Below are 25209 nucleotides of genomic sequence, written 5' to 3'. Positions count from 1 at the left end.
ATCGTATCGTAACCTCATAATTTCAGACAACAATTGTTCGCCGTGATGTGGGGCAGGGCGATGACCGATCAAAGTAAAACCGTAACGCGTGTTGATCTCTGCGAAGCCGTCTACCAGAAGGTGGGGCTGTCGCGGACGGAATCGTCTGCGTTCGTGGAACTCGTGCTGAAGGAGATCACCGACTGCCTTGAAAAGGGCGAGACGGTGAAATTGTCCTCGTTCGGCTCCTTCATGGTGCGCAAGAAGGGTCAGCGAATCGGCCGTAATCCGAAGACCGGCACCGAGGTGCCGATCTCGCCGCGCCGGGTGATGGTGTTCAAGCCGTCGGCGATCCTGAAGCAGCGGATCAACACCCAGCATCGCGGCAATGGCGACGCCAGCAAGGCGCAACCCGAGGCGTAACCGCCTTTCGGAAAGGACTGGCATTTGGACAAGGCGCCGGATGCGTTCCGAACCATCAGCGAAGTAGCGCAGGAACTCGATATCCCGCAGCACGTGCTGCGGTTCTGGGAGACGCGATTCTCCCAGATCAAGCCGATGAAGCGCAGCGGCGGCCGCCGCTATTACCGCCCCGACGACGTCGACCTGCTCAAGGGCATCCGCCGTCTCCTCTACGGGGAGGGCTACACCATCCGCGGGGTGCAGCGGATCCTGAAAGAGCACGGCGTCAAATCGGTGCAGGGCCTCGCCGACGGCGCAGCCGCGGTCTCCTTCGGCGCCATCGAGGACGCCATCGGCGCGAGCCTGATGGAGCCCGGCGACGAGGCGCCCATCAAGGGCATCACGGATGCCGACGAGGACGACTACCAGGGCGACGAAGAGGAAGGCATCGACTTCCGCTTCACGGAGGTCGACGACGAGGACATCCTCACCACCTTCCGCAAGGGCGGCACCCAAGCCGCGCCCGCCGGCCCCAGCGCGCTCGACCGGGAACGGTTAGGGCGGGCACTAGCCGACCTCGTGGCCTGCCGGGAGATGCTCGACCAGGCGCTGAACGAGGGGTAGGGGCGACCGTCGCACATGGGTCAGCGCCTTCAGGAGGCTCTATCCCGTCCGTCCATCCACCCGACCGATGCTTTGAGAAAAATGGTCGGAGCGAGAGGATTTGAACCTCCGACCCCTAGTCTCCCAGACTAGTGCGCTAACCGGGCTGCGCCACGCTCCGAACGTCGTTCCATTAGCTAGGATCGGCGCGATGCGCAAGGCGAGGTCGCAGCATTTTGGTGTCCCCGCCCACAGCCCCGGAACTGCCACGAAGGTAGCGAAAAGCGTGGCGTATGGCTGCTGTGGTGGCCAGCAGACCAAAATGCGGAAAACAACCCCATGCACAGTAGCGATGCCTTTGCTGGATAATGCTTTTCCGATGTTGAATGATGTTTTTCCGAAATTGGCTTGACCCGTCGGGCAAAACAGGCGCATGATGTCATCATGCAGCGTGGGTCAGGACGCCACCGCCTCGACCGCGCTGACGCACATGAAGGCTGCCGGTCCCGAAGGTCTACGCATCCACTTGTGGCAACCGTCGCCCCCGGCCACGACCGGCGGCGCTCTCCGTCAGCCCAACTCCGACCCCAGCGCCTGCTCCAGCAACTTCCGGCTCGGCTCGTAGCGATTGACGAACTGACCGATCAGCAGCGGCGTCAGGCCGGTGCGGCAGGCTTCGATGGTGTCGGTGATGTCGGCGAGCTTCATCTGGATTGCGGCACGGTTGCCGGAGGCGCAGAGTTTTCTGACATAGTCGAGATAGATCGCGCATTCGGCAGGACCCACATCCTGGAAACGACGATAGTAGTCCGCATTCGGCGGCGGGGTCGTGACGTCGATGATCTCGCACGCTTCCTGGCTGATGCCGAGAGAATTGAGCATCTCGCGTCCGCCGCCACGCTCCATCATCGCGTCGTGCAGAAGCGCCGATTCGATATGAGCGCGGGTCGCGTCCGGTTTGCGGAAGATCAGGCGCAGCGCCACGCGCTCGAAGTGCTGCGCCCAGGGACGACCGAGATGATCCTTGATGCCGGCCTGTTGCTGGTCCACGGCCGTGATGATGTCAGTGTACCAGGATGCACTTGGAACGAGCGTCATGCGTTGGTCCCTTCTTGTCCGGCGTGTTTGCGATCCGAATCCTCGGACGAGAGCTCGACGAGCCGCTGCTCGGACGGGCGAACGGCGCGACTGAGGCTGCGTTGGCTGGCGACGTCTTCGACCCGGCGCTGCCACCCTTCGACCATCGGGCGCATCGCGACTTCCCAGTCGCCAAGCGCGGCATCGATGTCGTCAGCGTGGGCAACGGCCTCCGCGAGCGCGACGGCGTTGACGATGCTGACGCCGGCACCTTGCCCCAAGCTCGAGGGCATCGCATGGGCCGCATCGCCGACGATCGCCGCGCGTCCGCTCGACCAAGTCGAGAGCGTCGTCGTTGCGTAGCGGTCGTGGCGGCCTGCGCTGCCAACCCGCCGCAATGCCGGCGCGAGATCAGGAAATCGCGCGGTCCAAAGCGTGCTGGCGATCGGAACGGACGTTGCTTTGAGATCGGTGATGGGCGCCATCAGGCAGAAATAAAATGCGTCCGGGCCGCACGGCGTGTAGAGCACCCGCAACGGACGCCCCCGATAGTCATAGTAGTCGTGAATGCTATTCCATGTGTCGTCGCGCAGTCCGTCGCGATCGAGAAGGATTCGCGTGATGCCGTCCTGGTGCGCGACGCGCGTGATCGGAATGTCCAGCGCTTGCGCGATGGTCGACCTCACGCCGTCGGCGGCGATGACCAGATCGGCCGCGAGCCGGGCGCCGTCTGCGAGGATCAACGCGCCACGCGGATCCGCCGCAACGGACCGCGATCCGCCAACGATACTGACGCCGGCGCGCCTTGCCGCATCGATCAGCGCGACATGAAGAGCCGCCCGGGTCGTGGTGGTGATGTTTCCGTCGGTGGATGCATTCGATTGCCGTACGCCGTCGATGTAGACGCAGTGCGCGGCAGGTTTGAATGCTCCACGCATGAACTCATCGTAGGCACCGGTCTTGCGAAGGGCATCATGGACGAAACCGTGGACATAGAGGCCGGCGCCGACGCTTCTTGGCTCGGGATCGGCCTCGTGCACGGAGACGCGCCATCCCGCACGTGCGAGCACCGCCGCCGCGGCGAGGCCGGCATAGCCGGCCCCGGCAATCATCGCTGTCCGCGTCATTCGGCCGGCGCCTCGACGGCGTTTGCCGGCGCTGGAACGTCGCGCGCCGCTGACGTCGCCTCAAGCGTTTTGCCCTTGGTGTTGGGTCCGACCAGCGCCACCACGATGATGCTCGCGATCAGCAGGCCGTCACTCACGAGGAAGAGCGCGAGCCGCCCGTGCAGCACGGCGAAGATGCCGAACGCCAACAGCAGGAGAATGCCGCCGACGCGGCCCCAGGCCGATGCCATCCCCATCGCCGTCGTCCGAATCTCGGTCGGATAGAGTTCAGGCGTGTAGGTGTAGATGCAGGTCGAACCGTTGCCGAGGAAGAACGCGGTGAACCACGCACAGGCCATGATCGTCATGGGCGTATTCGCGAGGCCAAACAGCGTGCTGGAGATCCCGATCCCGGCAAAGCAGATCATCAGCCAATATTTCCGGCCGACCAGATCGAGAAAGTAGCCCGCACCGATGTAGCCGGGGATGAAGCCCGAAAAGATCACGACCGTGAATTGGGTCGATCGCACGATGGAGAAACCGTCCATCGCGAGCAATGTCGGAAGCACGGATTGGAAGGTGTAAAGGACTCCGTACTCGGTGAACCACACGAGCCAAAGCATGATGGTCACGGGCAGGATGGCGGGTGCGATAATTTCGCGCCGGCTGACCGGGCGGGTGGCGATGGGCGCTGCGATCGGAACGATAGGTGGAAGAACTCCGCCGTTTGATCTGGTCACGTGCGCTTCGATTGACGCGACAATCCGCTCGGCTTCCTCGGTGCGGCCCTGGCTCACCAGCCACCGCGGGCTCTCCGGAAGGAAGGTCCGCATCAGGCCGATCAGAAGTGCAAACGGGAAGGTGAGCGCGAGCGTCCAGCGCCAGCCGACTGTCGGAATCAGCAGCAGCGCCCAAACGGGCGACAGGGCGATGCCGATCGCGAAGAAGGACATCATCCAGCCGTTGAAGCGGCCGCGAAGCCGCGAGGGCCACAGCTCCGCCAGATAGGGCGGCACCACGCAGCTCTCCATCCCGACGAAGATCCATGTGAAGAAGTTGAGCAGGCAGAAGACCTCGATGCCGCCGGAAAGCGCGCGGGACGCCGAGAACAGTGAGTAGAGGCCGAGGCTCCAGGTCATGACGGCTTTGCGCCCGAACCGGTCGGCGACGAAGCCGACAAGAACGGATCCGAGCAGATAGCCGCTGAGCCCGATCGCCGATGTCACGCCGAGAGCGAGCGGGCCGAGGTTCCACTCGGTCCGAAAAGCTGCGAAGGCAAAGCCGGTGACGGCCGTGTCCAGCGTATCGAAGAACAGTGAAAGCCCAGCAACGATAAGAACTTGAAAGTGGAAACGGGAGGGAGGTAGCCGGTCGATTCGGGCAACGAGCCCTTGGGCAGTGATGCTCATGGACGATATCCTTTGCTTGCGCGAAAACGGCCCGGCAGTCGCCCTCGCATTGCGCGGCCCCCGTGATAGGATTGGCAGTGCATGCACAGTTTATGCACGATGAATAAAGCAAGGCAAGATATTTCATGATGGCCAGCAGACCACCTCCGCCGCCGGGCAAAGGGAAGGGCGTCGAGTTCGCCTATACGGCGCTCCGGCGCGAGATCGTGTCGCTCACCCTGCGACCCGGGACCCCGCTTGATGAGGCTGTCCTTGCCGCAAGGTTGGGGCTCTCGCGAACACCCGTGCACGAAGCGCTCGTCAGGCTCGCCTCGGAATCGCTGGTGGTGCTGCTGCCGAACCGCGGCGCCAGCGTCGCAAGTCTCAACTGGGATGATGTCCGCGAGATGCTCGAGGCGCTCGATATCACCCAGCGGCTCGTCACCAGGTGGGCGGCGCTACGCCGAACCGATGCGCAGCTCGCCGAGATCGATGCCGAGCGGGTCGCATTCGAGCAGCATGAAGCCGCAGGCCGCACGGAGGAGATGAACGACAGCAATTGGCGGTTTCACGCGCTGATCGCCGCCGCCTGCGGCAACAAGCTGATCGAACGCAACTATCTCCACCTGCTCACGCTCGCGCTGCGGATTGCTTATCTGGCCTACAATGTGGAGCATTTTGCTTCGAGGGCTGCGTATCAGAAGCACATGAATACGATCCTGACCGAGCACATCGCGATGGTCGCTGCGATCAGGGACAGGGATGCGGACAAGGCGGATGCCCTGGGGCGCTCGCACGCCGATCTTGGGCGGCAACGGATACAGGATGTGATGACGAGAGGGGTTAGCAGTGAGCTGGATATTGCGCTCGATTATCCGATTGGGGTGTTGAAGGAATGATGGTGGGCCGCACAGGAAGGGAGGAGCGGAGCTTCCCGCCCTGTTTCCACGACCTTGCGGGCCTTTCAGCGGCCCGCGGGCCTGCGGAAAGGGTATCTGACGGCGGTTCTTGACGGCTCAGATGAATGCGGAGGAAGCTACCTCAAATACCCCACCACCATCCGCGTCGTCTCGTCCACCAGTGTCCGCACCATCCTCTCCGACAGCACCTCCGTCTCGTTCAGCACCGTGTTGTGCGCGACGGCCTCGATCGCGCTGACGCAGATGAACGTCGCGACGTCGACGTCCACCTTGCGCATCTCCTTGCGGCGGCTTTCGAGATAGGCGCGCACCAGGGTGTGGATTTCGCGGTTGAAGGCTTCGACGTCGGCGAGTTGTCCGGTGCGCGGGATCTGCTCGGCGAGGACGCGATGCAGTTTCGGGTTGATGCGATGGGCTTCGATCGCGACGGTGACGAGTTTTCGCACGGCCTTGTCGATCGGGAGGTCGGCGACCTCGGTGAGCGCCGTGCGGACGAGGCCCATGATCTCCTCGTTGTGACGGTCGATCACGGCGGCGACGAGGGCCTCCTTGCTGGGAAAATACTGGTAGAGCGAGCCGACGCTGACGCCGGCGATGTCGGCGATGCGGTTGGTGCTGGTTTTCTCAAAGCCTTCGCGCACCAGAATGCGAGCAGTTGCCTCGACCAGCGCGTCGACGGTGGCGCGGGATCGCGCTTGCAGTGCATTTTTCCGGGGCTTTGTCGGCGGCGTGCGCGCCATGGGTTTGCGATCCCGAATGCGAGTAGAAAAAGCGAGTGATCGCTCGCATTATAGTCGCAAATCGGGTCCTGTCGGCAAGCCTCTTTGTCGCCATATGAAGTGCCGGGCCAGGCGGAGAACTGACCATGAGCGTTGCAAGACTTGTATCGGCTTTGCAGTTTTGCCCCGGCGGCTGCGTGTTCGGTGCACGGGCGCCGCGCGACCCCGCGCCGAGCTTGCAAAGCCGTGCCCTCAACCTGCTGCTCGGGCTGCTCCCCTACAAGCAGCAGCTCGCCTCGGCAGAGGCCGTGCAGGCGCATGTGCAGAAGCTGGCGCTGGAGCCTGTTACGTTCGAGCCGACGGGGCTCGGGCGCGGCGTCGAGGCGATCCTGACCAAGATGGGGGGATGGCCGGTCTACTACACCGCGCCGTCGTCGGGCCATGAGGGCTGCAATCACGTCATGTTCCTGCATGGCGGCGGCTACATCAACGAGATCGCGCCGGCGCATTGGCGTTTTGTCGGACAGATGACGCGGAAGGCGGGCGTCGTGTGCGTGGTGCCGATCTATCCGCTCGCGCCGCGCGCCACCGCGAAGGACGTCGTGCCGGCGACGGCCGAGCTGTTGCGCATGCTGCTCGAAGATGCGGGGCCCGCAAAGGTCACGGTGGTCGGCAATTCCGCCGGCGCGGGCCTCGCGCTCGCCGCATGCCAGTGGCTGCGCGATCGCGGGCATCGGCAGCCGAACCGGCTGGTATTGATCTCGCCTGCGGCCGATGCGTCGGTGAGCCGTCCGGAGCAAATGGAGATCGCAGGCCGCGATCCGATCCAGGACATTCCGGGGATCATCGAGGCGGGGCGGTTGTATGCCGGCGAGCTCGATGTCGGCCATCCCTTCGTCAGCCCGCTCAACGGTGCCTTCCGCGCACTGCCGCCGATGACGATTTTCTCGGGCACGCGCGATCTGCTCTATCCCGACAGCGTCGATCTCGCGGAGCGGGCGAGGGCGGTGGGCGTCCCGGTCGATCTGCATCTGCTTCGCGACCAGCCGCACAATTATGCGCTGATGCCGACGCCGGAGGGGCGGCAGGCGCGTGCGCTGATTCTGCGTGCGATAGCTTGAAGAGGGGAGGTGTGACTGATGTCACAGGGCGCGCAGCCTCGGTGGGCCCGCCTGGCGTTGCAAACTCGCGCGGGGAAAAGGCTGCCCCGGGCGTTTCCTCGATAGACGTAATTTTACGGGCCTTAGGCGTGGCCCTTGATCTCGTAGTGACCCGGCACGCATTTGTAGCGGTCGAGGCGCCAGTTGGTGTGATAGATCGGATGCTCGCCCATCCATTTCGCCAAGGGCGCCTGTGCGCCGACCGCACACGCCATCATCGACATTTCGGGCGTCATGTTGCTGTCGGTCACGATTTCCTCCACGCAACTGCCTGAGCTAGCTGCGGTAAGCCGGCAGAGCACGGCTACGACGGTCACGAACATTCCAGTCACCTCATCGGTAGTTTCAGACCACGAAGAGGATGCAAGCGGAGTGCCAGAGCCTGTGACACAAACAACACGCCGACTCGACGCAAGCATCCACCCCCATTTGACGATTCGGATTGTAAAAAAAATGCCCCAAAACCGAAGCCGGACAAATACGGAGATCGGGAGAAGGGGCGGAATGCGCGAAGTGCGGAGTAATGAGTGATTGTAGGGGCAGCGCCGCGCCAGCCACCCTTCACAAGGCCAACTTGGCCGATAGGCTCGGAAGTGTGCGGATGACCGTCAAAAAGAGCGGGACCGCCAGAGGACCCAAGGAAACGCGAGGGCAGACCATGAAGGCACGACCGACCGGCGTGATCCCGCCGATGACGACGCCGTTCCGGAAAGACGGCGAGATCGACTACACTCTCGTGGCGCCCCAGGTCGACTGGATGATCGGTGCCGGCGCCCACGGCGTTGCGGCCGGCGGCTCCACCGGCGAGGGCCACACGCTCGATCACGCGGAATATCGCGACCTGATCGCCGCGACCGTTGAAGCGGTGAGGGGGCGCATCCCTGTCATCGCCGGCATCATCGTCGACTCCACGCGCGATGCGATCCGGCGCGGCAAGCTGGTGCGCGACATGAATGTCGCAGCGCTCCAGGTCACGCCGGTGCACTATCTGTTCAAGCCTGACGACGAGGCGATGGTGGCGCATTTCCGCGCCATGGCTGATGAGACCGGCATGCCCATCATCATCTACAACGTGGTGCCGTGGTCGTACCTGTCGCCGGCGCTGCTGACGCGGATCATGACCGAGGTGCCGCTGGTGGTCGGCGTCAAGCAGAGCGCGGGCGATCTGAAACTGTTCGCGGACCTCATGATGATGGCGCCGGACAAGCTGATCTACAGCGCAGTCGATGCCCTGATGTACCCGTCCTACACGCTCGGGGCCCATGGCTCGATCGCCGCGATCCTGACCGCGGCGCCGCACGCCTCCGTCGCGCTGTGGGATGCGGTGAAGGCGGGCGACCATCCGCGCGCGCTGGACCTGCACAAGAAGCTGCTGACGCTGTGGAACGCGATCATTGCCGACAATCTGCCGGCCTGCACGCGCTACGCCCAGACGCTCCAGGGCCTGCCGAAGACCTATCCGCGGGCGCCGATGCCGGAGGCATCGCCTGCGCAGCAAGCGGCGATCCGCAAGGCGCTGGAGGGTCTTGCCGCGTTGGGCGGGCAGCGTGTCGAGGCGGCCGAATAGTCCGCGCGTCGAAATAATGGATGTCGAACGGCAGCGCCGATCCGCTTTTACCTGCGGATGCGGCGCTGCTACATTTTGCGCGCGCCCCGACGAACGGGCAGCGATGAAGAAACAAACCGGTAAGGGGAGGGGCCGAAAGTCCCATGAAGGATTTTGCAGGAAAGATCGCCGTGATCACCGGCGGCGGAACGGGAATGGGGCGCGAGCTCGCACGGCAGCTCGTTGCCGAGGGCTGCAACGTCGCGATGTGCGACGTCTCGGAGGCCGCGATGGCCGAGACCAGGCGGCTGTGCGAGGTCGAGAAGCTGCCGCAGGGGCTGCGCGTCACGACGCACGTCGCCGACGTCTCGATCGAGGATCACCTCAAGCGTTTTCGCGACGAGCTCGCCGAGCAGCAGAAGACCGACAAAATCCATCTGTTGTTCAACAACGCCGGCATCGGCGGCGGCGGCAGCCTGTTCACCAACACGCGCGAGCAGTGGGAGCGCACCTTCAACATCTGCTGGGGTGGGGTCTATCTCGGCGTGCGCACCTTCCTGCCGATGCTGGTCGCGGCCGACGAAGCCCACATCGTCAACACCGCGAGCGTCAACGGCTTTTGGGCCTCGATCGGCATGGGACAGGCGCACACTGCCTACAGCTCGGCGAAGTTCGCGGTGAAGGGATTTACCGAAGCGCTGATCAACGACCTCCGCCTGCACGCGCCGCATGTCAAATGCTCGGTGGTGATGCCCGGCCATATCGGCACCTCGATCGTCTCCAACTCGCGCAAGGTGCAGAGCGCCGATGGCTCGGAGCGCCTCAACGCCGACGAGGTGGTACTGACCCGCAAGCGCATGGTCGCGGCCGGCGTGCCGGATGCCGACAAGATGTCGGACGACGACATCCAGGCGGTGTTCGCCGAGCGCGCCCGCAGCTTCCTCGAGGATGCGCCGACGACGGCTGCGCAGGCCGCGAAGATCATCCTCGACGGGGTCAAGGCGGAGCGCTGGCGCATTCTTGTGGGTGAGGACGCAAAGCGTCTTGACGAGCGCGTTCGTGCTGCGCCGGAGCAGGCCTATGAAAGATCCTTCTACGAAAGTTTTACGCAGGAGGTCGGCTGGAAACTCGGCTGAATCTGTTTGGCTGAGATCGTCAACGATCGTGCGCGCATAGGTATGATGATCATCATAACAAGAGAGGGCAGGTCATATTACGCCGGTAATTTTACGTGCCACCTCTTGCCAATTTTTGGCGCTATGACGAAACGGAATGTTACGCATGCAACATATTCCCGCGTTCAACCGATGTTCAAGCGATGGTGATGTCAAACGGCTCTCATTCGGCGCACGGCGGCTTGGTCAGGGAACCAAAATAGTTTAGTGAATCAGGGGTAACGCGATGACAGAGCGTAGCTCCCGATGATGCCCGCATGCCTCTCCGACGACTTGACCCTTTGCCCGGAGAGAGAGGACATCTCCGCTGAATTCGCGCGGCTCCTCACCGCAGCCCAGGAGGGCGGCGCCACCATCGCGGAATGTCTGATGATCGCGCGGCAGCTCAAGCGCGGCGACGAACAATCCTGGCATCGCGAGTGGAAGAAGCTTGCACGGGCCAACCGCCACCGTGCCGAGGCGGCGTTCGCGGAGGGCCACATGGCGACCGCGCAGCGCAACTGGCTGCGGGCTCTGAACTACTACGGTGCTGCGGCGATGCCGCTCGACCAGGCCGACGAGCGCCGCTGGGTCGCGGTGCTGGCGATGCAGGAATGCGCCCGCCGCTATCTCACGGCGCGCGCGCCGGCCGGCGAAGTCGTGACCATACCCTGGGTCGAGGACCATTCGTTGCAAGGCTACTTCCTGCCCGCGTCGTCGGCGGGCGGGCGGGCTCCGGCCGTGATCTGTATCGGCGAGCCCGGCCACCGCAAGGAGGAGTTCCTGTTCAAGCTGGCGCCGCATGCGCGCGAGCGCGGATTGTCGATGCTGGCGCTGGATCTGCTCGGCGACCAGCGCGACGATTATACCGACACGCTTCTGCAGCGCCGCGATCTCGAGACCTCGATTGCCAGCGTCATGGACTATCTGGAAACGCGCGGCGACGTCGATTTCGATCGCGTCGCCATCGTTGCGGACGGGTGGGGCTCTTCCTTTGTCGCGCGGGCGGTGACGCAGGAGCCGCGGCTGGCCGCGGCCGTCTGCGACGGCGGGCTGTGGGATCTGCACGAACGTTCCTTCTTCGCCAGCCGCTTTGCGATGAGCGATCTCACCATCGTCCCGGTGCCGTCTGCACCGCTGATGGCCTCCAGCGCTGACTGCCCTGTGCTGATCACGCTTGGCGAAGACGGCTGGCTCAAGGCCGACCGGGCGCGCCAGATCGTGCAGAAATCGCGGCTCGGCAGCTCCGATATCGTGCTGAAGGTGTTCACCGCGGCGGAGACCGGCGCGGCGCAGGCTCACGCGGACAATCCGAGCCTTGCCAACGAATACATCTTCGACTGGCTGGAATCGCAGCTCGGCGCCGTCGGCCGGCGGATCTGAACGCGGGCTCTCAGAGGTCGAGGGAGATTCTGACGCAGGCCTTTTCGAGCCGGGTCTTCAGCGTCGCGAGCTTGGTGGTGAATTCGGTGAGTTCGTTCTCGTCGAACTCCTGGAAGACGAATTCGCGGATCGTCTTGTACTGATCGTTGAGGCTCGCGATGTGCTTCTGCGTCTTGTCGACCAGCGAGAGCCTGACAACGCGGGCGTCGGTCGGCGAGGGCCGCCGGCGCAGCAGGCCCTTCTTCTCCAGCAGCTTGGACTGGGTGGTGACGAAGGACGGGTCGACGTGAAGCAGCTTGGAGACCACGTTGACGGGAACGCCGTCGTCCTTGTCGAGGTCGGAGATCGCCATCAGGATGAGCCATTGCGGGCCGCTGATGCCGAGCGTTCTCGCCCAGAACTGACGCAACTCCTCCAGATGCATGTTGATCGACGATATCTCCCAGGTGAAACGCCTGATGATATCCAGATTGCCGATCGGGCGGAGGCGCGCTCCTTCTTTCCTCGTCGCGGACACAGCGTGACTCCCGTGAACTGATTCTTCAGGCCGGTGTTCGTGGAGGGCCATAGTCCACGCAAGCCTGCTCTGACGCAAGTGCAGAGCAGGGTAATTTTGTCACTAAAATTACAAACATGAGCAGATCAGTATTTTTTTCCCGGCCGCGGTGTTGCCCGGGGGGCACAGGTTTAGTGAAACCACAAAGCTGAGCTAATAAACTATTTTGATTAGCGGAACGGCGCAGGCATATTGGCCCGTGACGGTGGGGGGTACTCGATCGTCCCGTTGCAGTTGGTTCGCTCACGTCCCTCGCGTCGAATGCGGGTGTGTCCGAAAGCGCGAAGCGGCCGAGCGGATTTGTAGAGCCGGGGATCTGGGGGGCCGTGACGGTCCGGTCTCCGTAAAATGAGCAACTTGGAGGTTTTATAATGAAAATGGTGAAGAGCCTTTTGCTCGGCACTGCGGCGGGTCTGATCGCCGTGGGTGGTGCCCAGGCGGCCGATCTTCCGGTCAAGGCCAAGGCCGTCGAGTACGTGAAGATCTGCACGCTCTATGGTGCGGGTTTCTACTACATCCCGGGCAGCGACACCTGCATCAAGCTGGGTGGCTACCTGCGTGCTGAAGTCGCGCTCAATGCCGGCGGCAACTACAGCGCCCAGTACAACGGTGTGTTCGCGGCCAACAACCGCCTCACCAACTACTACTCGATGCGCGCTCGTGAAGATCTGAACATCGACACCCGCACCGCGACCGAGTACGGCGTGGTCCGCACCTACTTCGACGCGGTCTTCACCTGGACGACCGGAAACTATGTCGGCGCCGGTTCGGGCACGGGCGCGACCCAGTACAGCGGCACGCTCGGCCTCAACGCGGCCGGCACCGGCCTCATCGGTTCGGGCAGCGGCAACGTCAACGGCACCGACGGCAACCTCTCGGGCGGCGCCCTCGGCGTCTACTACGCCTTCATCCAGTTCGCCGGCTTCACCATGGGTAAGGCCGTGTCGCAGTTCGACGCGCCCTGGATCAACTATCCCGGCAACAACTTCGACCAGCTCGTCGGCGGCAGCGGCACCACCAACGGTGTTGCCCAGTTCACCTACACGGCCGATTTCGGCCAGGGCATCACGGCGATCTTCTCGGCGCAGGACCAGACGCAGGTGTTCCAGACCGCGATCTACAACACGGCCGGCATGAGCACGACGGGCGTCCTCGGCGGTGCTTACGGTTCGAACGATCTCGGCGGCAGCAGGGCTCCCGACCTCGTCGGCGCCCTTCGCGTCGACCAGGCCTGGGGCTTGTTCCAGGCGTCGGTTGCTGCGCACGACAACCATGTCGGCTACTACGGTGCGAGCGAAGTCACCGGTCACCCCGAAGACAAGTGGGGCTGGGCCGTTCAGCTCGCTCTGCAGATCAAGAACATCCCGACCGGCGCCGGCGACGTGATCAACATCTCGGGCGTCTACACCGACGGCGCGAGCCGCTACAACTTCCAGGAGCTGGCTGCGACCAGCTACTCGATGTTCGGCGGTTCAAGCGGCGCGTATCAGAGCATCGGCTTTGCCGGCGTGTCTGACGCGGTGTTCGGTCCCGGCGGCGGCCTCGAGCTGACCAAGACCTACGGCTTCCGTGGTGCCTACACCCACAACTGGAGCCCGTACTGGAACACGGCGCTCTACGGCGCGTGGGCCGCGGTCAACTACAGCGGCACGGCCAAGGGTCTGATCTGCGGCAGCGCCTCGTTCGCGACCCTGACCGGCACCTGCAACCCGGACTTCAACATCGGCCAGGTGGGTGTCATCACCCGCTGGACCCCGGTCAAGAACCTGACCTTCTCGGCTGACTTCACCTACAGCCATCTCGACCAGAAGTACTCGGGCGTGATCACGACCCCGGCGCTGACGTCGGTTGCGAAGCCCGCGGCCACGTACGAGCTGAAGGACCAGGACACCTACAGCATGCTGATCCGCGCCCAGCGCAACTGGTAAGCTGACAGGTCTTTGGAGTTGACGAAGCCCCGGCGGGAAACCGCCGGGGCTTTTTCATGAGAATTGAGTTCTGAAAATCAGATGGGCCGTGCGGGGCGCGAAGACGAGCTATGCGGCTCGATGGCCTCAAACTTATTTACTTACCTGAGTTGATCAGCTATATAACTTGCAGCCGATTATGAAAGTGACGGCTCTTAGCTTCACGCTAAGCCTCCAGAAACCTCCGGTGATGCCCCGCCGGAGGTTTTTCGTTGTGGGGATATGATCTCCAAAGCGTTTTCGAGCGAAGTGGATACCGGTTCGCGTCAAGAAAACGCGTCAAACAAGACTTTACCCGCGCATCATGCGGGCGCGCGAGTTCGGCCGGTAGGCGAGGCGGCTGTGGCCGGCGCAGTAGGACTGGCCGTCGGCCGCGTTATTGCCGCAGAAGCAGAAATCGTCCGCCCCCGGCGTCGAGATCGGCCAGCGGCAGCGGTTCTCGGCAAGCTCCAGCAGCGAGCAGCGGTTGGCGTCGTCGATGGGACCTGCGACCACGGGCGCGCCGGTCTCGCCATAGATCGTGGCGAGCATTTCATATTGCAGCCGCGGCACGGCTCTGGGTGCGCGGGCCGGTGCAAAGCTCCTGTCCACGACTTTGCGGTCGTCGACCGTCCGTCCGCGCGTGAGATTGAGCCGGGACAATTTGCCGATTACGGCGTTGCGGCTGACGCCGATGTCGGCGGCGATCTCGCGGCAGGAGAGGCCGGCCTCGAAATGCCGCTTCAGAAGTTCAATTCGTTCGTTGGTCCAGGTCGGTGAAGACGTCGGTGAGAGAACAGGCATTGTAGCGGTCCCAGGTTGCAGATGTCGGCCATCCGCCTCTCGAGATCCGTCCGCCTCACGTCCGGCGCGCGCTCACGTTCTGCCGTTGTCGCGAATCGACAAAAGCCCGTCCTTGATGGCGAGACGGATGCCTTCCTCGATCAGTGTTCGTGCGACGCCGGGAACGCTGGTGCCGTGGGTGCCCTGTCTCACCAACTTCTCCAAATAGGTGATAGTCGAGAGCGCCAAGGTTACGGGAATGCGGTCAGTCTCGGCTTTTTCGGTGGCCATGCCTAAACGCTAGCCTCTTACGCAGGTACATAAAAGTAACGATTAAGACTCTATTTAGGTTCGGGGGTAGAAGTCAAATCCGGACTCATGCGGTGGTCCAGCCAATTGGAATCGCTGGCGAAAATTGACGCAAGGCCGCGGCCCGCGCGGGACTGCGGGCGGCGGCGCGGCGTCAACGGTTGAGGGGATGCGGGCCGGCTCAGCCGTGCACGATCGCCTTTTCGATCATGCAATGGATGCCCTTGGAGCCGTTGACGGTCTGGGTCACCCTGAGATCGGCGGCCAGGCTGCACAGCGTGTAGGCGTCCTCGCGCGACAGGTTTCGCCTCTCGCCGAGCAGCACGATCATGTCACGGAGTGCACGCACCGCGCATTGGTCGAGGTCGGGGTCCATCGCCATGGTCATGTAATGCGTCGCCGTCTCGGCGCGGGGATAATCGAATCTGAGGTCCTTGCGCAGCGTCAGGCGGAAGCGGCCCTGGAGCGCGGTCTCGATCGCGGTGACGCAGACCTCGCCGTCGCCCTGCACGCCGTGCCCGTCGCCGCAGGAGAACATCGCGCCCGGCACGAACACCGGCAGGTACAGCGTCGCACCCGCGCCGAGCTCCTTGTTGTCGAGATTGCCGCCCATGGCGCGCGGGACCAGCGAGGAGATACGGCCCCAGGCCGGCGGCGGCGACACGCCCATCACGCCGAAGAACGGTTTGAGCGGCAGGTCGAGTCCCCAGGGCATTCGGCCGACCATGCGCGACCGGTCCAGCGGGATGTTGAGGATGCGCGTCTCGTGGAAATCGTCGGGCAGGGTGCCCGACAGCGGCCTGATCATGTTCCAGCCCCAATCCTGCCGGAGCTGGACGTCGAGGATCTCGACCGCGAGCACGTCGCCGGGCTCGGCGCCCTCGACCGCGATCGGGCCGGTGAGGATGTGACCGGGCAGCATGCGCTCGCTTTTGGCGTGAACCTCGTACATCTCCGGCGGAATATGGAATGTGTCGCGGTCGGGCAGCATGTCGGGACCGCCGCTGATGGTGTCGACCGTGACCTCGTCGCCGCTTTTGACGGTGAGGACGGGCTTGAGCGCGGCTTCGAAGAAGCCCCAATGGCAGGTCTCGGGGCTGGAATGCAGGTGGTGATGGGTCATTTGCCGCGTCCAATCAGTTTGACTTGTTATGCCCGGGCTTGACCGGGCGATCGATCCTCTTTCAAGAAGATTTCTGAAGATGGACGGGCCGGTCAAGCCCGGGTATCGCACGATCATCCCAGCGAGGCTCCCCTGTACTTCGTCCTTTCCAAGACCCTCGGGATTGCGCTGCTCCCGATCAATCTCCTGGTCGAGCTCGGAATCCTGTCGCTCGTGCTGATGGTGACGCGCTTTGCCGCGCTCGGCCGCAAGCTGGCCGTGACCACCCTGGTCCTGCTTGTGCTCGCCACGTTCTCGCCGCTCGGCAATCTCCTGCTTTATCCGCTGGAGTCGCGCTTTCCGGCATGGGACCGGTCGCGCGGGGCGCCCGACGGCATCATCGTGCTCGGCGGTTCCGTCGATACCGATTTGTCGGCGGCGCATCGCACGCCGGTGGTCTCGCACGCCGCCGATCGCATGCTGGCGCCGGCCGAGCTTGCGCGCCGCTATCCGAATGCGCGCATCGTCTTCACCGGAGGCACGGCGAACCTGATCTCGACCGAGGCGAGGGAAGCCGACTACTCCGCGCCGATCCTGGAGAGCCTGGGTATCCCGAAGGAGCGGCTGATCCTCGAGCGCGACTCCCGCAACACCTGGGAGAATGCGATCTTCACGAAACAGCTGGTGGCACCGAAACCGGGCGAGCGGTGGCTGCTGGTCACCTCCGCCTTCCACATGCCGCGCTCGATGGGGATTTTTCGCAAGGCCGGATTTGACGTCGAGGCCTATCCGGTCGACTGGCGGATGGGCGGGCGCGACGAGCTTTTCGCGTTCACGCGCAATGGCGCCGATGGGCTCGGCAAGACCGACGTCGCCGTGCGCGAATGGATCGGCCTTTTGGCGTATCGCGTCATGGGGCGCACCGGCGAGTTGCTTCCGGGACCGGGCAAGGACTAAAACGAGAGCCGTACAACAAGAACACAGACCGGCGCGTGACCGCCGGGCCGGGAGGACGTCATGCAGCAGCAGGCCGCTGAACCAATCGATCTTGCCGGCCTCGTCGCCGATCTCAACAGCCTGTTGCGGCTGAAGACGACGGTCATCGGCATGAAGCTGTTCGCGCAGGCTGCGGACATGGAAGCGATCCCGAAAATCCGTCGGCCGAATGCGGTCCACACCACCGACCAGATCGTCAGCATGGCTTCGCGGCTCGGCTGGACCGTCGGCATCACCGGCGACGATCTCGTCGGTGCGCAGTGCCGCGCGGTGATCGGTCTCGCACCGCAGGACGAAAAATGGCTTGCCGGCGAGAACTATGTCGGGGTCTGGCACGGCACGGCAGAAGACGCGCGCAAGCGCCAGGAGGCGCTGGACGTGGTTCCGTTCGGGCACTATCAGGCGCTCGCGGTCAGTCCGCTCGCCAGCGGAAGGCTCGATCCGCCCGACATCTGCCTCGTCTACGCGACGCCCGGGCAGATGATCATCCTGATCAACGGGCTGCAATATACCGGCTACAAGAAGTTCGAATGGGGCGTGGTCGGCGAAACCGCTTGCGCGGATTCCTGGGGACGGGCGCTCAAGAGCGGCGAGCCCAGCCTGTCCTTGCCATGCTATGCCGAACGGCGCTATGGCGGCGTGCCGGACGAGGAGATGCTGATGGCGCTGAAGCCTGCGCATCTCGCCAAGGCGGTCGAGGGCATGAAGGCGCTGGCGAAGAACGGCCTGCGCTATCCGATCCCGCCCTATGGTATTCAAAGCGACGTCCGTGCCGGCATGGGCGTGAGTTACGCAAAGAAATAAAAGGCCGACCATGAGCTCTGCGAAATTCGATATCGTTGTCTACGGCGCGACCGGTTTCACCGGTCAGCTCGTCGCCGAATATCTGACCCAGCATTACAAGGGCGACAAGCAGCTCAAATGGGCGATGGCAGGCCGTAGCCTCGGCAAGTTGAAGTCGGTTCGCGATGCGGTCGGTGCGCCCGGGAATACGCCGTTGATCGTCGCGGATGCGTCGGACGCCGCCTCGCTGAAGGCGATGGCGGAGCAGACGATGTCTGTCATCACCACCGTCGGTCCGTATCAGCTCTATGGCGAAGAATTGCTCGCGGCCTGCGTTGCCACCGGCACGGATTATTTCGATCTCTGCGGTGAGCCGATCTGGATGCGGCAGATGATCGACAAGTACGAGGCGGAAGCCAAGGAGAGCGGCGCGCGCATCGTGTTTTCCTGCGGCTTCGATTCCGTGCCGTTCGAGCTCGGTGCCTTTGTTGTACAGGAAGAGGCCAAGCGCGTATTCGGCGCGCCGGCATCGCGCGTGAAAGGCCGCGTGCGCGACATGCGCGGCACGCTGTCGGGCGGCACCGCGGCGAGCGCGAAGGCGACCTTCGATGCTGTTGCCAAAGACATCAGCCTGATCGCGATCCTGAACGACCCGTTCGCGCTGACGCCTGGATTCACCGGTCCGAAGCAGCCGAAGGGCAACAGGTCGCTGCTCGAGGAGGACCTGCAATCCTGGGCCGCGCCGTTCATGATGGCGCTGATCAATACCCGCAACGTCCATCGCTCCAACATGCTGATGGGCTTTCCCTACGGCCAGGATTTTGTTTACGACGAGATGGTTTTGACGGGGCCCGGCGAGAACGGTGAGGCCAATGCCAAGCGTGTCATGGCGGCCAACAGCGAAAAGACCGGCCCGAATGCGCCGAAGCCGGGCGAGGGACCGTCGAAGGAAGAGCGCGAGAACGGGCTCTTCAATTTGCTCTATGTCGCGATCGCGCCCGACGGCCGCATGGTTCGCGCAGGCGTCACCGGCGACCGCGATCCCGGCTACGGCTCGACCTCGAAGATGATCTCCGAATGCGCGATGTGCATGCTGCGTGAGGTGACAGATGTCCCGGCCGGCTTCTGGACGCCGGGCGCAGCGATGCAGCACAAGCTGATCAAGCGGCTGCGTGACAATGCGGGGCTGACTTTCGCAGTGGAAGCATAAGGCCGATCGATCCGTGTCCGCGAAGCTCGACATCGTCGTCTACGGCGCAACCGGTTACACCGGCCAGCTCGTTGCCGAGTACCTCGCCGCGCATTATGTCGGCGACGGCGCCCCGACATGGGCGATGGCGGGGCGCAGCAGAGGCAAGCTCGCCTCCGTTCGCGATGCGATCGGCGCGCCCGCGGAGACGCCGCTCATTGTTGCGGACGCAGCCGATCCCGCGTCGTTGCGCGCGATGGTCGATCAGGCGAGGCTGGTCGTCACCACTGTCGGTCCTTACCAGCTTTACGGATCCGATCTGCTCGCCGCCTGCGTCGCGTCGGGCACCGACTACATGGATCTCTGTGGCGAGCCGATCTGGCTGAAGCAGATGATCGACAAGCACGAGGCGGCCGCCAAGGCGAGCGGCGCGCGCATCATGTTCTCCTGCGGCTTCGATTCCATCCCGTTCGAGCTCGGTGCGTTCTTCGTTCAGGAAGAAGCAAGGCGCGTGTTCGGAGCGCCGGCACCGCGCGTCAAGGGGCGCGTCCGCGGCATCAGCTGGAAGTTCTCCGGCGGCACCTCGGCAAGTGCAAGGGTCACCTTCGAAGCGGTCGCGCAGGACCTCAGCCTGGTGTCGATCCTCAAGGACCCCTTTGCATTCACACCCGGCTTCGAAGGGCCGAAACAGCCGCGCGGCAACAAGCCCGTTTTCGAGGAGGATTTGCAATCCTGGTCCGCCCCGTTCGCGATGGCGATCCTCAACACGCGCAATGTCCATCGCTCCAACATGCTGATGGGATTCCCGTATGGCAGGGATTTTGTCTACGACGAGATGGTGCTGACGGGGGCAGGCGATGAGGGGCAGGTTAACGCGAAGCTCGTCATGGCGGCCAACAGCGAAAAGACCGGCCCGGAGGCGCTCAAGCCCGGCGAGGGACCGTCGAAGGAAGAGCGCGAGAACGGGCATTACGACCTGCTCTATGTCGCAATTGCGCCCGATGGCCGCCAGGTTCGCGCGGCGGTGAAGGGCGATCTCGATCCCGGCTATGCGTCAACGGCGAAGATGATTTCCGAATGCGCGATCTGCCTGTTGCGCGACACGCCTGATGTCCCGGCCGGTCTCTGGACGCCAGGCGCAGCGATGCAGCACAAGCTGATCAAGCGGCTGCGGGAGAATGCAGGGCTGAGGTTCGAGGTGGAGCGGTAGGCGCTTCGCTTCTCACGGGCGGCGGAACCGACGTTTCATTCTCAAGCCGTCCCGCATGTTGAGCACGAGCAAGGTGATGTTCACAGCTCCGGCGGCAAGCTCGAGAGCCTGCACCGCATAGAAGAGCGCATCAAGCTCGGCGGCGCTCGCCTTATGTGCGAGAAAAAGTGCGGCGGGGATGAGGACCAGGATGCCGTTGCCGGCGATAAACGGCATTCGCTTGACCTTCGCGCCGACCAGACCGGCTCTCCGACCCTGCGCCAGCGTAACGCCTGTGCCCCCCGTCACGGCCAGTGCCGGGACCAGCAAAAGAAAGCCCCATGGTATGGCGATCTTGACGGCAGTGATGACGGCTTGGGATGCGAAAAGCTCGCTGAACGCGGTTGCGAGCCAAAATGTCGAGATAGTCAGAAGCGCGATCACGCCTGCAATGGGATGAATCACCTTGGTCATTGCTTTGGTTCCTTCCACCGGATGACCGCCGGCATCCGAGCGCTGATACGACTGCGGTGAGCGCGATGCGGACGCCATGGATCGTGCGCCGGATCTCGGTGCGGCGAATTTGGTCAGCGGTTCATGACCTGCAATTGCCGATCCTGCCGTCTCATGCGACGCAGATGTCGGGCACCCCGACCTTCTGAAAAAGATGCGGGACAGCGACGGCTGAGTCCGGGTAAGCCGTGAGCTTTGTTCTGAATTCCGGATGTCCGAACGCAGCCCGAAAATCTGCCATCGATTCCCAGACCGCGTAGTTGAGATAGGTCGGGCTCGCGCCGATCGCGCGGTGCAGCTGGATCGAGATGCAGCCCCGCTGCCGCTTCATGAACTGTGCATCATCGGTCCAGGCACGCAGGAACGTCTGCTCGTCAGCGCTGTCGAGGGTAAAGACGTTCACCAACACGACGGGAGAAGCGTCAAGCTCCAGCTGGCGTTCGATGGGGAAGACAGCATCGAGTGAGCGCATAAGGGGCATGACAAACTCCGGCGTCTGGTTCAATGTGACATGATGGTGTCGGTGTCGATGCCACAGATAATCATTTTGACATCATGGTGTCAATCAAATTATATGGTGACATATGCGTGCTACGAAGCGATCTCCGGCCGGTGATGCCTTGACCGATCTCATTCTCGATCTGTTCAGGGTCAACAACCTGACCGTGACGTGGGGCGATCGGCTGGTGGCTCCGCTCGGCCTGACCAGCGCCCGCTGGCAGATTCTGGGGGCAATCGTAGCCGCAGACCGCGCGCAGCCGGTCGCGTGGCTTGCCCGCGACCTCGGAGCGAACCGCCAGAACGTTCAGCGCATCGTCAATGACCTGGCCCAGGAAGGGCTCGTTACGTTTGAACCCAATCCACATCACCGTCGCGCCCACCTTGTGGTGCTCACGGACAAGGGACAGAAGACTTACGACGCGGCCATCCGCCTGTATGCCCCCAGAATCAACTCCCTTGTGCAAGGTCTGCCGATGGAAGACGTCAGGACCGCCGGTCGCCTCATGAAGGCGCTGCGCAAGAAGCTCGAAGACGAAGAGAGTGCTACAGGGGTCTGAGCGAATCGTCGTGCCGACGTCAGCTCAGGTGCAGCCGAACGATCGGGGCTCCGAAGCTTGAGCCGGTCTACGGTCGGAAGACAATCCGATGATCATCCGCAGCGTCGTCCCAAGCCTCGGCTATCGCGGTTAGTGGCAACGTCTTCACAGGCGTGTCAAAACCGCCGGCCGGTAGAGCCGCCAGGAGTTCTCCGGCTCCCGAGATCAGTTCCGACATCGAGAGACTGCCGATCCCACTGCCACGAATCTCCAGACCAGAGCTGCGCAGCGCGTGCGCCGAAAGCGGGATTGTTTCTCCGGCGATTGAGCCAAGCTGGACGTAGCGAAGGGCAGGTTCTCCGCTACGAGATCCGCGTCCTTCCGTTGCTGCAGTGATTACTCTGGTTGCGGGCTCTCCCCAGAGATAGTCCAGGACCACATCGATCTTTTCGGAGAACGCGCGCCGCAGCGAAGCGTCCGCATTTTCGTCCAGCTGAATTGTCTCGACCGTCTTGGGGAACGCGGCGAGCTTGGTCGCATTTCGCCCGGTCACGATGATCCTGCTGGCGCCAAGATAGGAGGCGATCTGAACCGCCAGACTTCCCGCTGATCCGGTCGCACCGTTAATCAGCACGGCCTCGCTCCGCACGAACTTGGCGCGGCGCGTGAGCGCGACCCAGGAAGAGAGCCCGCCAGTTACGACGGCGGCCGCCCGCGCGTCGTCAATACCATCGGGCACAGGCACGGTCGCGCTCGATGCGACCAGCGACTTCTCAGCCATGGAGCCGAATGGTGGCTTGGGAAACATGAAATACACCCGCTCTCCGGCGGAATTCATCCCGACCCCATCTACGCCGGGGACAAAGCCAGCACCGCCCGAACTGGTGTTGCTCGTGTAGTGCTTGCCCGCGGCCAGGCTTTTCACGATCGGACTAAGGGGCGCGGCGAGAACGTTGATGACCGTCTCGCCAGCCCCCGCGCGAGGCTCTGCATACTCGCCAAAGCTCGGTGAAGAACCAAACGAATGAACAATCGCGGCCCGCATTTGACTATCCCTTCATGGCGACAGGCGGTGGCGCTTGGAAGGCCACCGCTGCAAGTGCATCGGAGACCGCTGCGCGCAGCGGCGTCGTGGGGCGACCAATAAGGTCGCTCAAGTTGCGGCGATCGTCGAACAGATCGCCCTTTGCCGCTGCGATGTCGAACCCGACGAGCATGCGCGCCACCGGCTCGGGCAGGCCCGCGCGAATGAGCGCCTCACCAAACCCTGCTTCTGACACGTTCCTGTAGACGATTGGTTTGTCCGTCTGGCGCGCAACTTCGGCCGCCAGTTCGGCAAGCGTGTAGGGCTCGTCGCCTGCCAATTCGTAAATCTTGCCCGATGGATCGGCCTGTGACGTCAGGACTGCGGCGGCGGCATCCGCGTAGTCCAGGCGGCTCGCCGATGTGATGCGTGCTTCGCCGGCGCAGCCGACAAACGCCCCGTGCGCAAGCGCCATTGGCAGCGCACCGAGATAGTTTTCGGTGTACCAGCCGTTGCGCAGCAACACATGTGGCACACCGCTCGCCTTCAGCAGCGTCTCGGTCGCTCGATGATCGGCGGCAAGCTCCAGTGTCGAAATGTCTGCATGCAGCAAGCTGGTATAGGCGATCAGCTCAACCCCAGCCTTTTTCGCCGCGGTGATCGCGTTCTCATGCTGGCGAACCCGCTTGCCAGGCTCGCCAGCCGAGATCAGCAACAGCTTCTTTACGCCGGCGAAAGCACATTCCAGCCCCGTGGGATCGTCGTAGTCGCCTGAGCGGACGGCAGCACCTTCAGCCTTGACGGCCTCTGCTTTGACTGGATCTCGGACGACGGCGGTAATCTGCTGTGCTGGCACAGCCTTCAACAAGGAATGGATGACAAGCCGGCCGAGTTGGCCGGTGGCACCGGTCACTGCAATCATGGGATGGTCTTTCCAAGACAGTTATGCAGCTTATGTTGTAAATGACACTATAATGTCAATATGATTTCGTGGTGACCGTGCTTCAACGCTCTGCGATTGGTCCTTCTTGCGCCGCCCATGACGAGGCCGGCTACGGTTCGACCTGATGCGCTTACACCGCCCGCGCGTCATACGCGTACATGAACTCCATGCTCTTCGAGCCCAGCGGCAACAGCCATTTCATCATTTGATTGCGCATCCATGCGCCGGTGGCGCTGAACTCGCGTTTGCTGTTGCCGTTGCGGCGCGCCATCGCGACGATCTTCTCCGTGCGCGGGCGGCGCTCGGCCTCAAATGCCCTAAAGGTGGCGCTGAGCTCCTGGCCCTCCTGCATCAGCCGCGCAAGCCGCATCGCGTCCTCCAGCGCAAGCGAGGCGCCCTGGCCGGCATGGGGGCTGGTCGCGTGCGCGGCGTCGCCGATCAGCAGCGAGCGTTTGCGCGACCAGGTCGGCAGGGTCGCGACATCGAGCGTGTCGGTGACGACGATGTCCTCGGCGGCCTCGATGATATCAGGGATCGGATCGTGCCAGCCGTGATGGAAGCCGCGCAGATGCTGCTTCAGCGTCGATGGGGCGAGCGCGCGGAACATCTCGGCATCCATGCCGTGCGCCGGCTGCGTGCTCCACCACATCACGCCGTCGTTCGGATCGGGGCTGCAATAGCCGTAGCCGAAGAAGCCGCTCTGGCCGAACGTGGTCTCGACGTGCCGGCCGATTGACCGACCGTCGAGCACGGCGTGCGGCACGAAGCCGCCGAAGCCGATCAGGCCGGTGTCGAAAGGCGTCGGCCCGTCCGGCACCACCTGGCGGCGCGCGATCGAGTGCACGCCGTCGGCGCCGATCAGGAAATCGCCTTCGGCCGTGGTGCCGTCGGCGAAATAGGCGATGATCGGCTGGTCGCCGCGATCCTCGATCTTGATCAGGCGCTTCTCGAAATGGAGCGAGACGCAGGCGCACCAGGCCTTGTCGATCAGGATTTCGTTGAGCGTGGCGCGGCAGACGTTGACCGCGGGCTGACCGAAGCGCCGCGCCATGTCGCGGTTGATCGAGCCCAGCCGTTCGCCACCTTGCGAATAGAAGTCGAAGGACTCCGCGATCGAGCCGCGGCTGATCAACTCGTTCCCAAGCCCGATCTCGTCCAGCACATGCATGCCGTTTGGTGCGATCTGAAGGCCGCCGCCGATGCCTTTCGAGTAGGGCCAGGCCTCGTAGATCGCGGATTCGATGCCGGCGCGGCGCAGCAGGATCGCTGCGACGGGCCCGGCGATGCCGGCGCCGATGATCAGGGCCTTGCGGGGACGATAGGACATGGCTTGCTCCCGACGTTTCCGTGGTGCTAGGAGGAATTACGGTCGCTAAATAACTTAGTGGCTAAGATATATATC

27 protein-coding genes and 1 tRNA gene are annotated in these 25209 nt (G+C 63.4%); 13 read left to right on the top strand and 15 right to left on the bottom strand.

What is annotated here, in order from left to right; translation table 11 throughout:
- Positions 1–60: 60 nt before the first annotated feature.
- Together IVB29_RS10030 and IVB29_RS10025 are read left to right on the top strand one after the other, a co-directional pair.
- On the top strand, positions 61–402 hold the full coding sequence (locus IVB29_RS10030) for an integration host factor subunit alpha (protein ID WP_028152484.1): 342 nt from the start codon (positions 61–63) through the stop codon (positions 400–402).
- Positions 403–426: 24 nt separating this feature from the next.
- A complete protein-coding gene (locus IVB29_RS10025) occupies positions 427–1005 on the top strand; it encodes a MerR family transcriptional regulator (protein ID WP_247503230.1) in 579 nt (192 codons plus the stop codon).
- Between the two features lie 82 nt (positions 1006–1087).
- Here the strand turns inward: IVB29_RS10025 and IVB29_RS10020 are convergent.
- From IVB29_RS10020 to IVB29_RS10005, 4 genes are all read right to left on the bottom strand, one after another.
- A tRNA-Pro gene (locus IVB29_RS10020) sits at positions 1088–1165 on the bottom strand.
- A gap of 389 nt (positions 1166–1554) precedes the next feature.
- Positions 1555–2082, bottom strand: coding sequence for a hypothetical protein (locus IVB29_RS10015; RefSeq protein ID WP_247503229.1), 528 nt, complete (start codon positions 2080–2082; stop codon positions 1555–1557).
- Positions 2079–3188, bottom strand: a complete 1110-nt coding sequence (locus tag IVB29_RS10010; RefSeq protein ID WP_247503228.1) for an FAD-dependent monooxygenase — start codon at positions 3186–3188, stop codon at positions 2079–2081. The genes IVB29_RS10015 and IVB29_RS10010 overlap by 4 nt, the downstream gene beginning before the upstream one ends.
- Positions 3185–4576, bottom strand: a complete 1392-nt coding sequence (locus IVB29_RS10005; protein WP_247503227.1) for an MFS transporter — start codon at positions 4574–4576, stop codon at positions 3185–3187. The genes IVB29_RS10010 and IVB29_RS10005 overlap by 4 nt, the downstream gene beginning before the upstream one ends.
- Positions 4577–4701: 125 nt before the next feature.
- On the opposite strand from IVB29_RS10005, the gene IVB29_RS10000 reads away from it, so the two are divergent.
- Positions 4702–5454, top strand: a complete 753-nt coding sequence (locus IVB29_RS10000; RefSeq protein ID WP_346731274.1) for a GntR family transcriptional regulator — start codon at positions 4702–4704, stop codon at positions 5452–5454.
- Between the two features lie 137 nt (positions 5455–5591).
- Here IVB29_RS10000 and IVB29_RS09995 read toward each other — a convergent pair whose 3' ends face one another.
- Positions 5592–6215, bottom strand: coding sequence for a TetR/AcrR family transcriptional regulator (locus tag IVB29_RS09995; protein ID WP_247503225.1), 624 nt, complete (start codon positions 6213–6215; stop codon positions 5592–5594).
- 125 nt (positions 6216–6340) lie between these two features.
- On the opposite strand from IVB29_RS09995, the gene IVB29_RS09990 reads away from it, so the two are divergent.
- The gene (locus tag IVB29_RS09990; protein WP_247503224.1) at positions 6341–7315 is read left to right on the top strand and encodes an alpha/beta fold hydrolase; all 975 of its coding nucleotides are present in this window, start codon (positions 6341–6343) and stop codon (positions 7313–7315) included.
- Between the two features lie 122 nt (positions 7316–7437).
- On the opposite strand, the gene IVB29_RS09985 is transcribed toward IVB29_RS09990, so the two are convergent.
- Positions 7438–7605, bottom strand: coding sequence for a hypothetical protein (locus IVB29_RS09985; RefSeq protein ID WP_244547641.1), 168 nt, complete (start codon positions 7603–7605; stop codon positions 7438–7440).
- A gap of 407 nt (positions 7606–8012) precedes the next feature.
- On the opposite strand from IVB29_RS09985, the gene IVB29_RS09980 reads away from it, so the two are divergent.
- The 3 genes from IVB29_RS09980 to IVB29_RS09970 all read left to right on the top strand — a co-directional run bounded on the left by IVB29_RS09980 (position 8013) and on the right by IVB29_RS09970 (position 11437).
- Positions 8013–8921, top strand: a complete 909-nt coding sequence (locus tag IVB29_RS09980) for a dihydrodipicolinate synthase family protein (RefSeq protein ID WP_247503223.1) — start codon at positions 8013–8015, stop codon at positions 8919–8921.
- 143 nt (positions 8922–9064) lie between these two features.
- Positions 9065–10036, top strand: coding sequence for an SDR family NAD(P)-dependent oxidoreductase (locus tag IVB29_RS09975; RefSeq protein WP_247503222.1), 972 nt, complete (start codon positions 9065–9067; stop codon positions 10034–10036).
- A gap of 285 nt (positions 10037–10321) precedes the next feature.
- Positions 10322–11437 carry a dienelactone hydrolase gene (locus tag IVB29_RS09970; protein ID WP_247503221.1) on the top strand — a complete coding sequence of 372 codons (1116 nt, stop codon included), beginning with the start codon at positions 10322–10324 and terminating at the stop codon, positions 11435–11437.
- A 10-nt stretch (positions 11438–11447) separates the two neighbouring features.
- Here IVB29_RS09970 and IVB29_RS09965 read toward each other — a convergent pair whose 3' ends face one another.
- Positions 11448–11954 (bottom strand): MarR family transcriptional regulator, encoded by a 507-nt coding sequence (locus IVB29_RS09965; protein WP_247503220.1) that lies wholly within the window; start codon positions 11952–11954, stop codon positions 11448–11450.
- Between the two features lie 410 nt (positions 11955–12364).
- On the opposite strand from IVB29_RS09965, the gene IVB29_RS09960 reads away from it, so the two are divergent.
- Complete coding sequence (locus IVB29_RS09960) at positions 12365–13921, top strand: porin (RefSeq protein WP_247503219.1); 1557 nt, start codon at positions 12365–12367, stop codon at positions 13919–13921.
- 330 nt (positions 13922–14251) lie between these two features.
- On the opposite strand, the gene IVB29_RS09955 is transcribed toward IVB29_RS09960, so the two are convergent.
- The 3 genes from IVB29_RS09955 to IVB29_RS09945 form a co-directional block, all read right to left on the bottom strand.
- Positions 14252–14743, bottom strand: coding sequence for a GcrA family cell cycle regulator (locus IVB29_RS09955; RefSeq protein WP_247503218.1), 492 nt, complete (start codon positions 14741–14743; stop codon positions 14252–14254).
- A gap of 72 nt (positions 14744–14815) precedes the next feature.
- The gene (locus IVB29_RS09950) at positions 14816–15013 is read right to left on the bottom strand and encodes a hypothetical protein (RefSeq protein WP_007603456.1); all 198 of its coding nucleotides are present in this window, start codon (positions 15011–15013) and stop codon (positions 14816–14818) included.
- Positions 15014–15212: 199 nt separating this feature from the next.
- The gene (locus tag IVB29_RS09945; protein WP_247503217.1) at positions 15213–16154 is read right to left on the bottom strand and encodes an acetamidase/formamidase family protein; all 942 of its coding nucleotides are present in this window, start codon (positions 16152–16154) and stop codon (positions 15213–15215) included.
- Between the two features lie 132 nt (positions 16155–16286).
- Between IVB29_RS09945 and IVB29_RS09940 the strand changes: the two genes are divergently transcribed.
- Genes IVB29_RS09940 through IVB29_RS09925 form a run of 4 tightly spaced genes read left to right on the top strand, consistent with a single transcriptional unit; the run spans position 16287 to position 20311 of the window.
- On the top strand, positions 16287–17090 hold the full coding sequence (locus IVB29_RS09940; RefSeq protein ID WP_247503525.1) for a YdcF family protein: 804 nt from the start codon (positions 16287–16289) through the stop codon (positions 17088–17090).
- Positions 17091–17150: 60 nt separating this feature from the next.
- A complete protein-coding gene (locus tag IVB29_RS09935) occupies positions 17151–17933 on the top strand; it encodes a DUF169 domain-containing protein (protein WP_247503216.1) in 783 nt (260 codons plus the stop codon).
- Between the two features lie 10 nt (positions 17934–17943).
- Positions 17944–19122 (top strand): saccharopine dehydrogenase NADP-binding domain-containing protein, encoded by a 1179-nt coding sequence (locus tag IVB29_RS09930; protein ID WP_247503215.1) that lies wholly within the window; start codon positions 17944–17946, stop codon positions 19120–19122.
- Positions 19123–19135: 13 nt separating this feature from the next.
- Positions 19136–20311 carry a saccharopine dehydrogenase NADP-binding domain-containing protein gene (locus IVB29_RS09925; RefSeq protein ID WP_247503214.1) on the top strand — a complete coding sequence of 392 codons (1176 nt, stop codon included), beginning with the start codon at positions 19136–19138 and terminating at the stop codon, positions 20309–20311.
- 12 nt (positions 20312–20323) lie between these two features.
- Here the strand turns inward: IVB29_RS09925 and IVB29_RS09920 are convergent, their stop codons facing one another.
- Together IVB29_RS09920 and IVB29_RS09915 are read right to left on the bottom strand one after the other, a co-directional pair.
- On the bottom strand, positions 20324–20764 hold the full coding sequence (locus tag IVB29_RS09920; protein ID WP_247503213.1) for a hypothetical protein: 441 nt from the start codon (positions 20762–20764) through the stop codon (positions 20324–20326).
- Between the two features lie 151 nt (positions 20765–20915).
- Positions 20916–21284 carry an antibiotic biosynthesis monooxygenase family protein gene (locus IVB29_RS09915; protein ID WP_247503212.1) on the bottom strand — a complete coding sequence of 123 codons (369 nt, stop codon included), beginning with the start codon at positions 21282–21284 and terminating at the stop codon, positions 20916–20918.
- Positions 21285–21387: 103 nt separating this feature from the next.
- Here IVB29_RS09915 and IVB29_RS09910 point away from each other — a divergent pair, with 103 nt between their 5' ends.
- Complete coding sequence (locus tag IVB29_RS09910; protein ID WP_247503211.1) at positions 21388–21861, top strand: MarR family winged helix-turn-helix transcriptional regulator; 474 nt, start codon at positions 21388–21390, stop codon at positions 21859–21861.
- A gap of 67 nt (positions 21862–21928) precedes the next feature.
- Here the strand turns inward: IVB29_RS09910 and IVB29_RS09905 are convergent, their stop codons facing one another.
- The 3 genes from IVB29_RS09905 to IVB29_RS09895 form a co-directional block, all read right to left on the bottom strand.
- Positions 21929–22885, bottom strand: coding sequence for a zinc-binding alcohol dehydrogenase family protein (locus IVB29_RS09905; RefSeq protein WP_247503210.1), 957 nt, complete (start codon positions 22883–22885; stop codon positions 21929–21931).
- A 4-nt stretch (positions 22886–22889) separates the two neighbouring features.
- A complete protein-coding gene (locus IVB29_RS09900) occupies positions 22890–23786 on the bottom strand; it encodes an SDR family oxidoreductase (protein ID WP_247503209.1) in 897 nt (298 codons plus the stop codon).
- A 151-nt stretch (positions 23787–23937) separates the two neighbouring features.
- Positions 23938–25134 carry an FAD-dependent monooxygenase gene (locus IVB29_RS09895; protein ID WP_247503208.1) on the bottom strand — a complete coding sequence of 399 codons (1197 nt, stop codon included), beginning with the start codon at positions 25132–25134 and terminating at the stop codon, positions 23938–23940.
- Positions 25135–25209 lie beyond the last annotated feature (75 nt).

Origin of the sequence: Bradyrhizobium sp. 1, from assembly GCF_023073315.1 — a bacterium.
GTDB lineage: Bacteria > Pseudomonadota > Alphaproteobacteria > Rhizobiales > Xanthobacteraceae > Bradyrhizobium.
The sequence above is the reverse complement of the archived record's forward strand: the minus strand, read 5'-3'. Positions and strand labels throughout refer to the sequence as shown.

Bases quoted from the DNA above. Each gene is read 5' to 3' on its own strand.
- IVB29_RS10030 (WP_028152484.1), top strand. From the start codon at position 61: ATGACCGATCAAAGTAAAACCGTAACGCGTGTTGATCTCTGCGAAGCC.
- IVB29_RS10015 (WP_247503229.1), bottom strand. From the start codon at position 2,082: ATGACGCTCGTTCCAAGTGCATCCTGGTACACTGACATCATCACGGCC.
- IVB29_RS10010 (WP_247503228.1), bottom strand. From the start codon at position 3,188: ATGACGCGGACAGCGATGATTGCCGGGGCCGGCTATGCCGGCCTCGCC.
- IVB29_RS10005 (WP_247503227.1), bottom strand. From the start codon at position 4,576: ATGAGCATCACTGCCCAAGGGCTCGTTGCCCGAATCGACCGGCTACCT.
- IVB29_RS10000 (WP_346731274.1), top strand. From the start codon at position 4,702: ATGATGGCCAGCAGACCACCTCCGCCGCCGGGCAAAGGGAAGGGCGTC.
- IVB29_RS09995 (WP_247503225.1), bottom strand. From the start codon at position 6,215: ATGGCGCGCACGCCGCCGACAAAGCCCCGGAAAAATGCACTGCAAGCG.
- IVB29_RS09990 (WP_247503224.1), top strand. From the start codon at position 6,341: ATGAGCGTTGCAAGACTTGTATCGGCTTTGCAGTTTTGCCCCGGCGGC.
- IVB29_RS09980 (WP_247503223.1), top strand. From the start codon at position 8,013: ATGAAGGCACGACCGACCGGCGTGATCCCGCCGATGACGACGCCGTTC.
- IVB29_RS09975 (WP_247503222.1), top strand. From the start codon at position 9,065: ATGAAGGATTTTGCAGGAAAGATCGCCGTGATCACCGGCGGCGGAACG.
- IVB29_RS09970 (WP_247503221.1), top strand. From the start codon at position 10,322: ATGATGCCCGCATGCCTCTCCGACGACTTGACCCTTTGCCCGGAGAGA.
- IVB29_RS09960 (WP_247503219.1), top strand. From the start codon at position 12,365: ATGAAAATGGTGAAGAGCCTTTTGCTCGGCACTGCGGCGGGTCTGATC.
- IVB29_RS09955 (WP_247503218.1), bottom strand. From the start codon at position 14,743: ATGCCTGTTCTCTCACCGACGTCTTCACCGACCTGGACCAACGAACGA.
- IVB29_RS09950 (WP_007603456.1), bottom strand. From the start codon at position 15,013: ATGGCCACCGAAAAAGCCGAGACTGACCGCATTCCCGTAACCTTGGCG.
- IVB29_RS09945 (WP_247503217.1), bottom strand. From the start codon at position 16,154: ATGACCCATCACCACCTGCATTCCAGCCCCGAGACCTGCCATTGGGGC.
- IVB29_RS09935 (WP_247503216.1), top strand. From the start codon at position 17,151: ATGCAGCAGCAGGCCGCTGAACCAATCGATCTTGCCGGCCTCGTCGCC.
- IVB29_RS09930 (WP_247503215.1), top strand. From the start codon at position 17,944: ATGAGCTCTGCGAAATTCGATATCGTTGTCTACGGCGCGACCGGTTTC.
- IVB29_RS09920 (WP_247503213.1), bottom strand. From the start codon at position 20,764: ATGACCAAGGTGATTCATCCCATTGCAGGCGTGATCGCGCTTCTGACT.
- IVB29_RS09915 (WP_247503212.1), bottom strand. From the start codon at position 21,284: ATGCCCCTTATGCGCTCACTCGATGCTGTCTTCCCCATCGAACGCCAG.
- IVB29_RS09910 (WP_247503211.1), top strand. From the start codon at position 21,388: ATGCGTGCTACGAAGCGATCTCCGGCCGGTGATGCCTTGACCGATCTC.
- IVB29_RS09905 (WP_247503210.1), bottom strand. From the start codon at position 22,885: ATGCGGGCCGCGATTGTTCATTCGTTTGGTTCTTCACCGAGCTTTGGC.
- IVB29_RS09900 (WP_247503209.1), bottom strand. From the start codon at position 23,786: ATGATTGCAGTGACCGGTGCCACCGGCCAACTCGGCCGGCTTGTCATC.
- IVB29_RS09895 (WP_247503208.1), bottom strand. From the start codon at position 25,134: ATGTCCTATCGTCCCCGCAAGGCCCTGATCATCGGCGCCGGCATCGCC.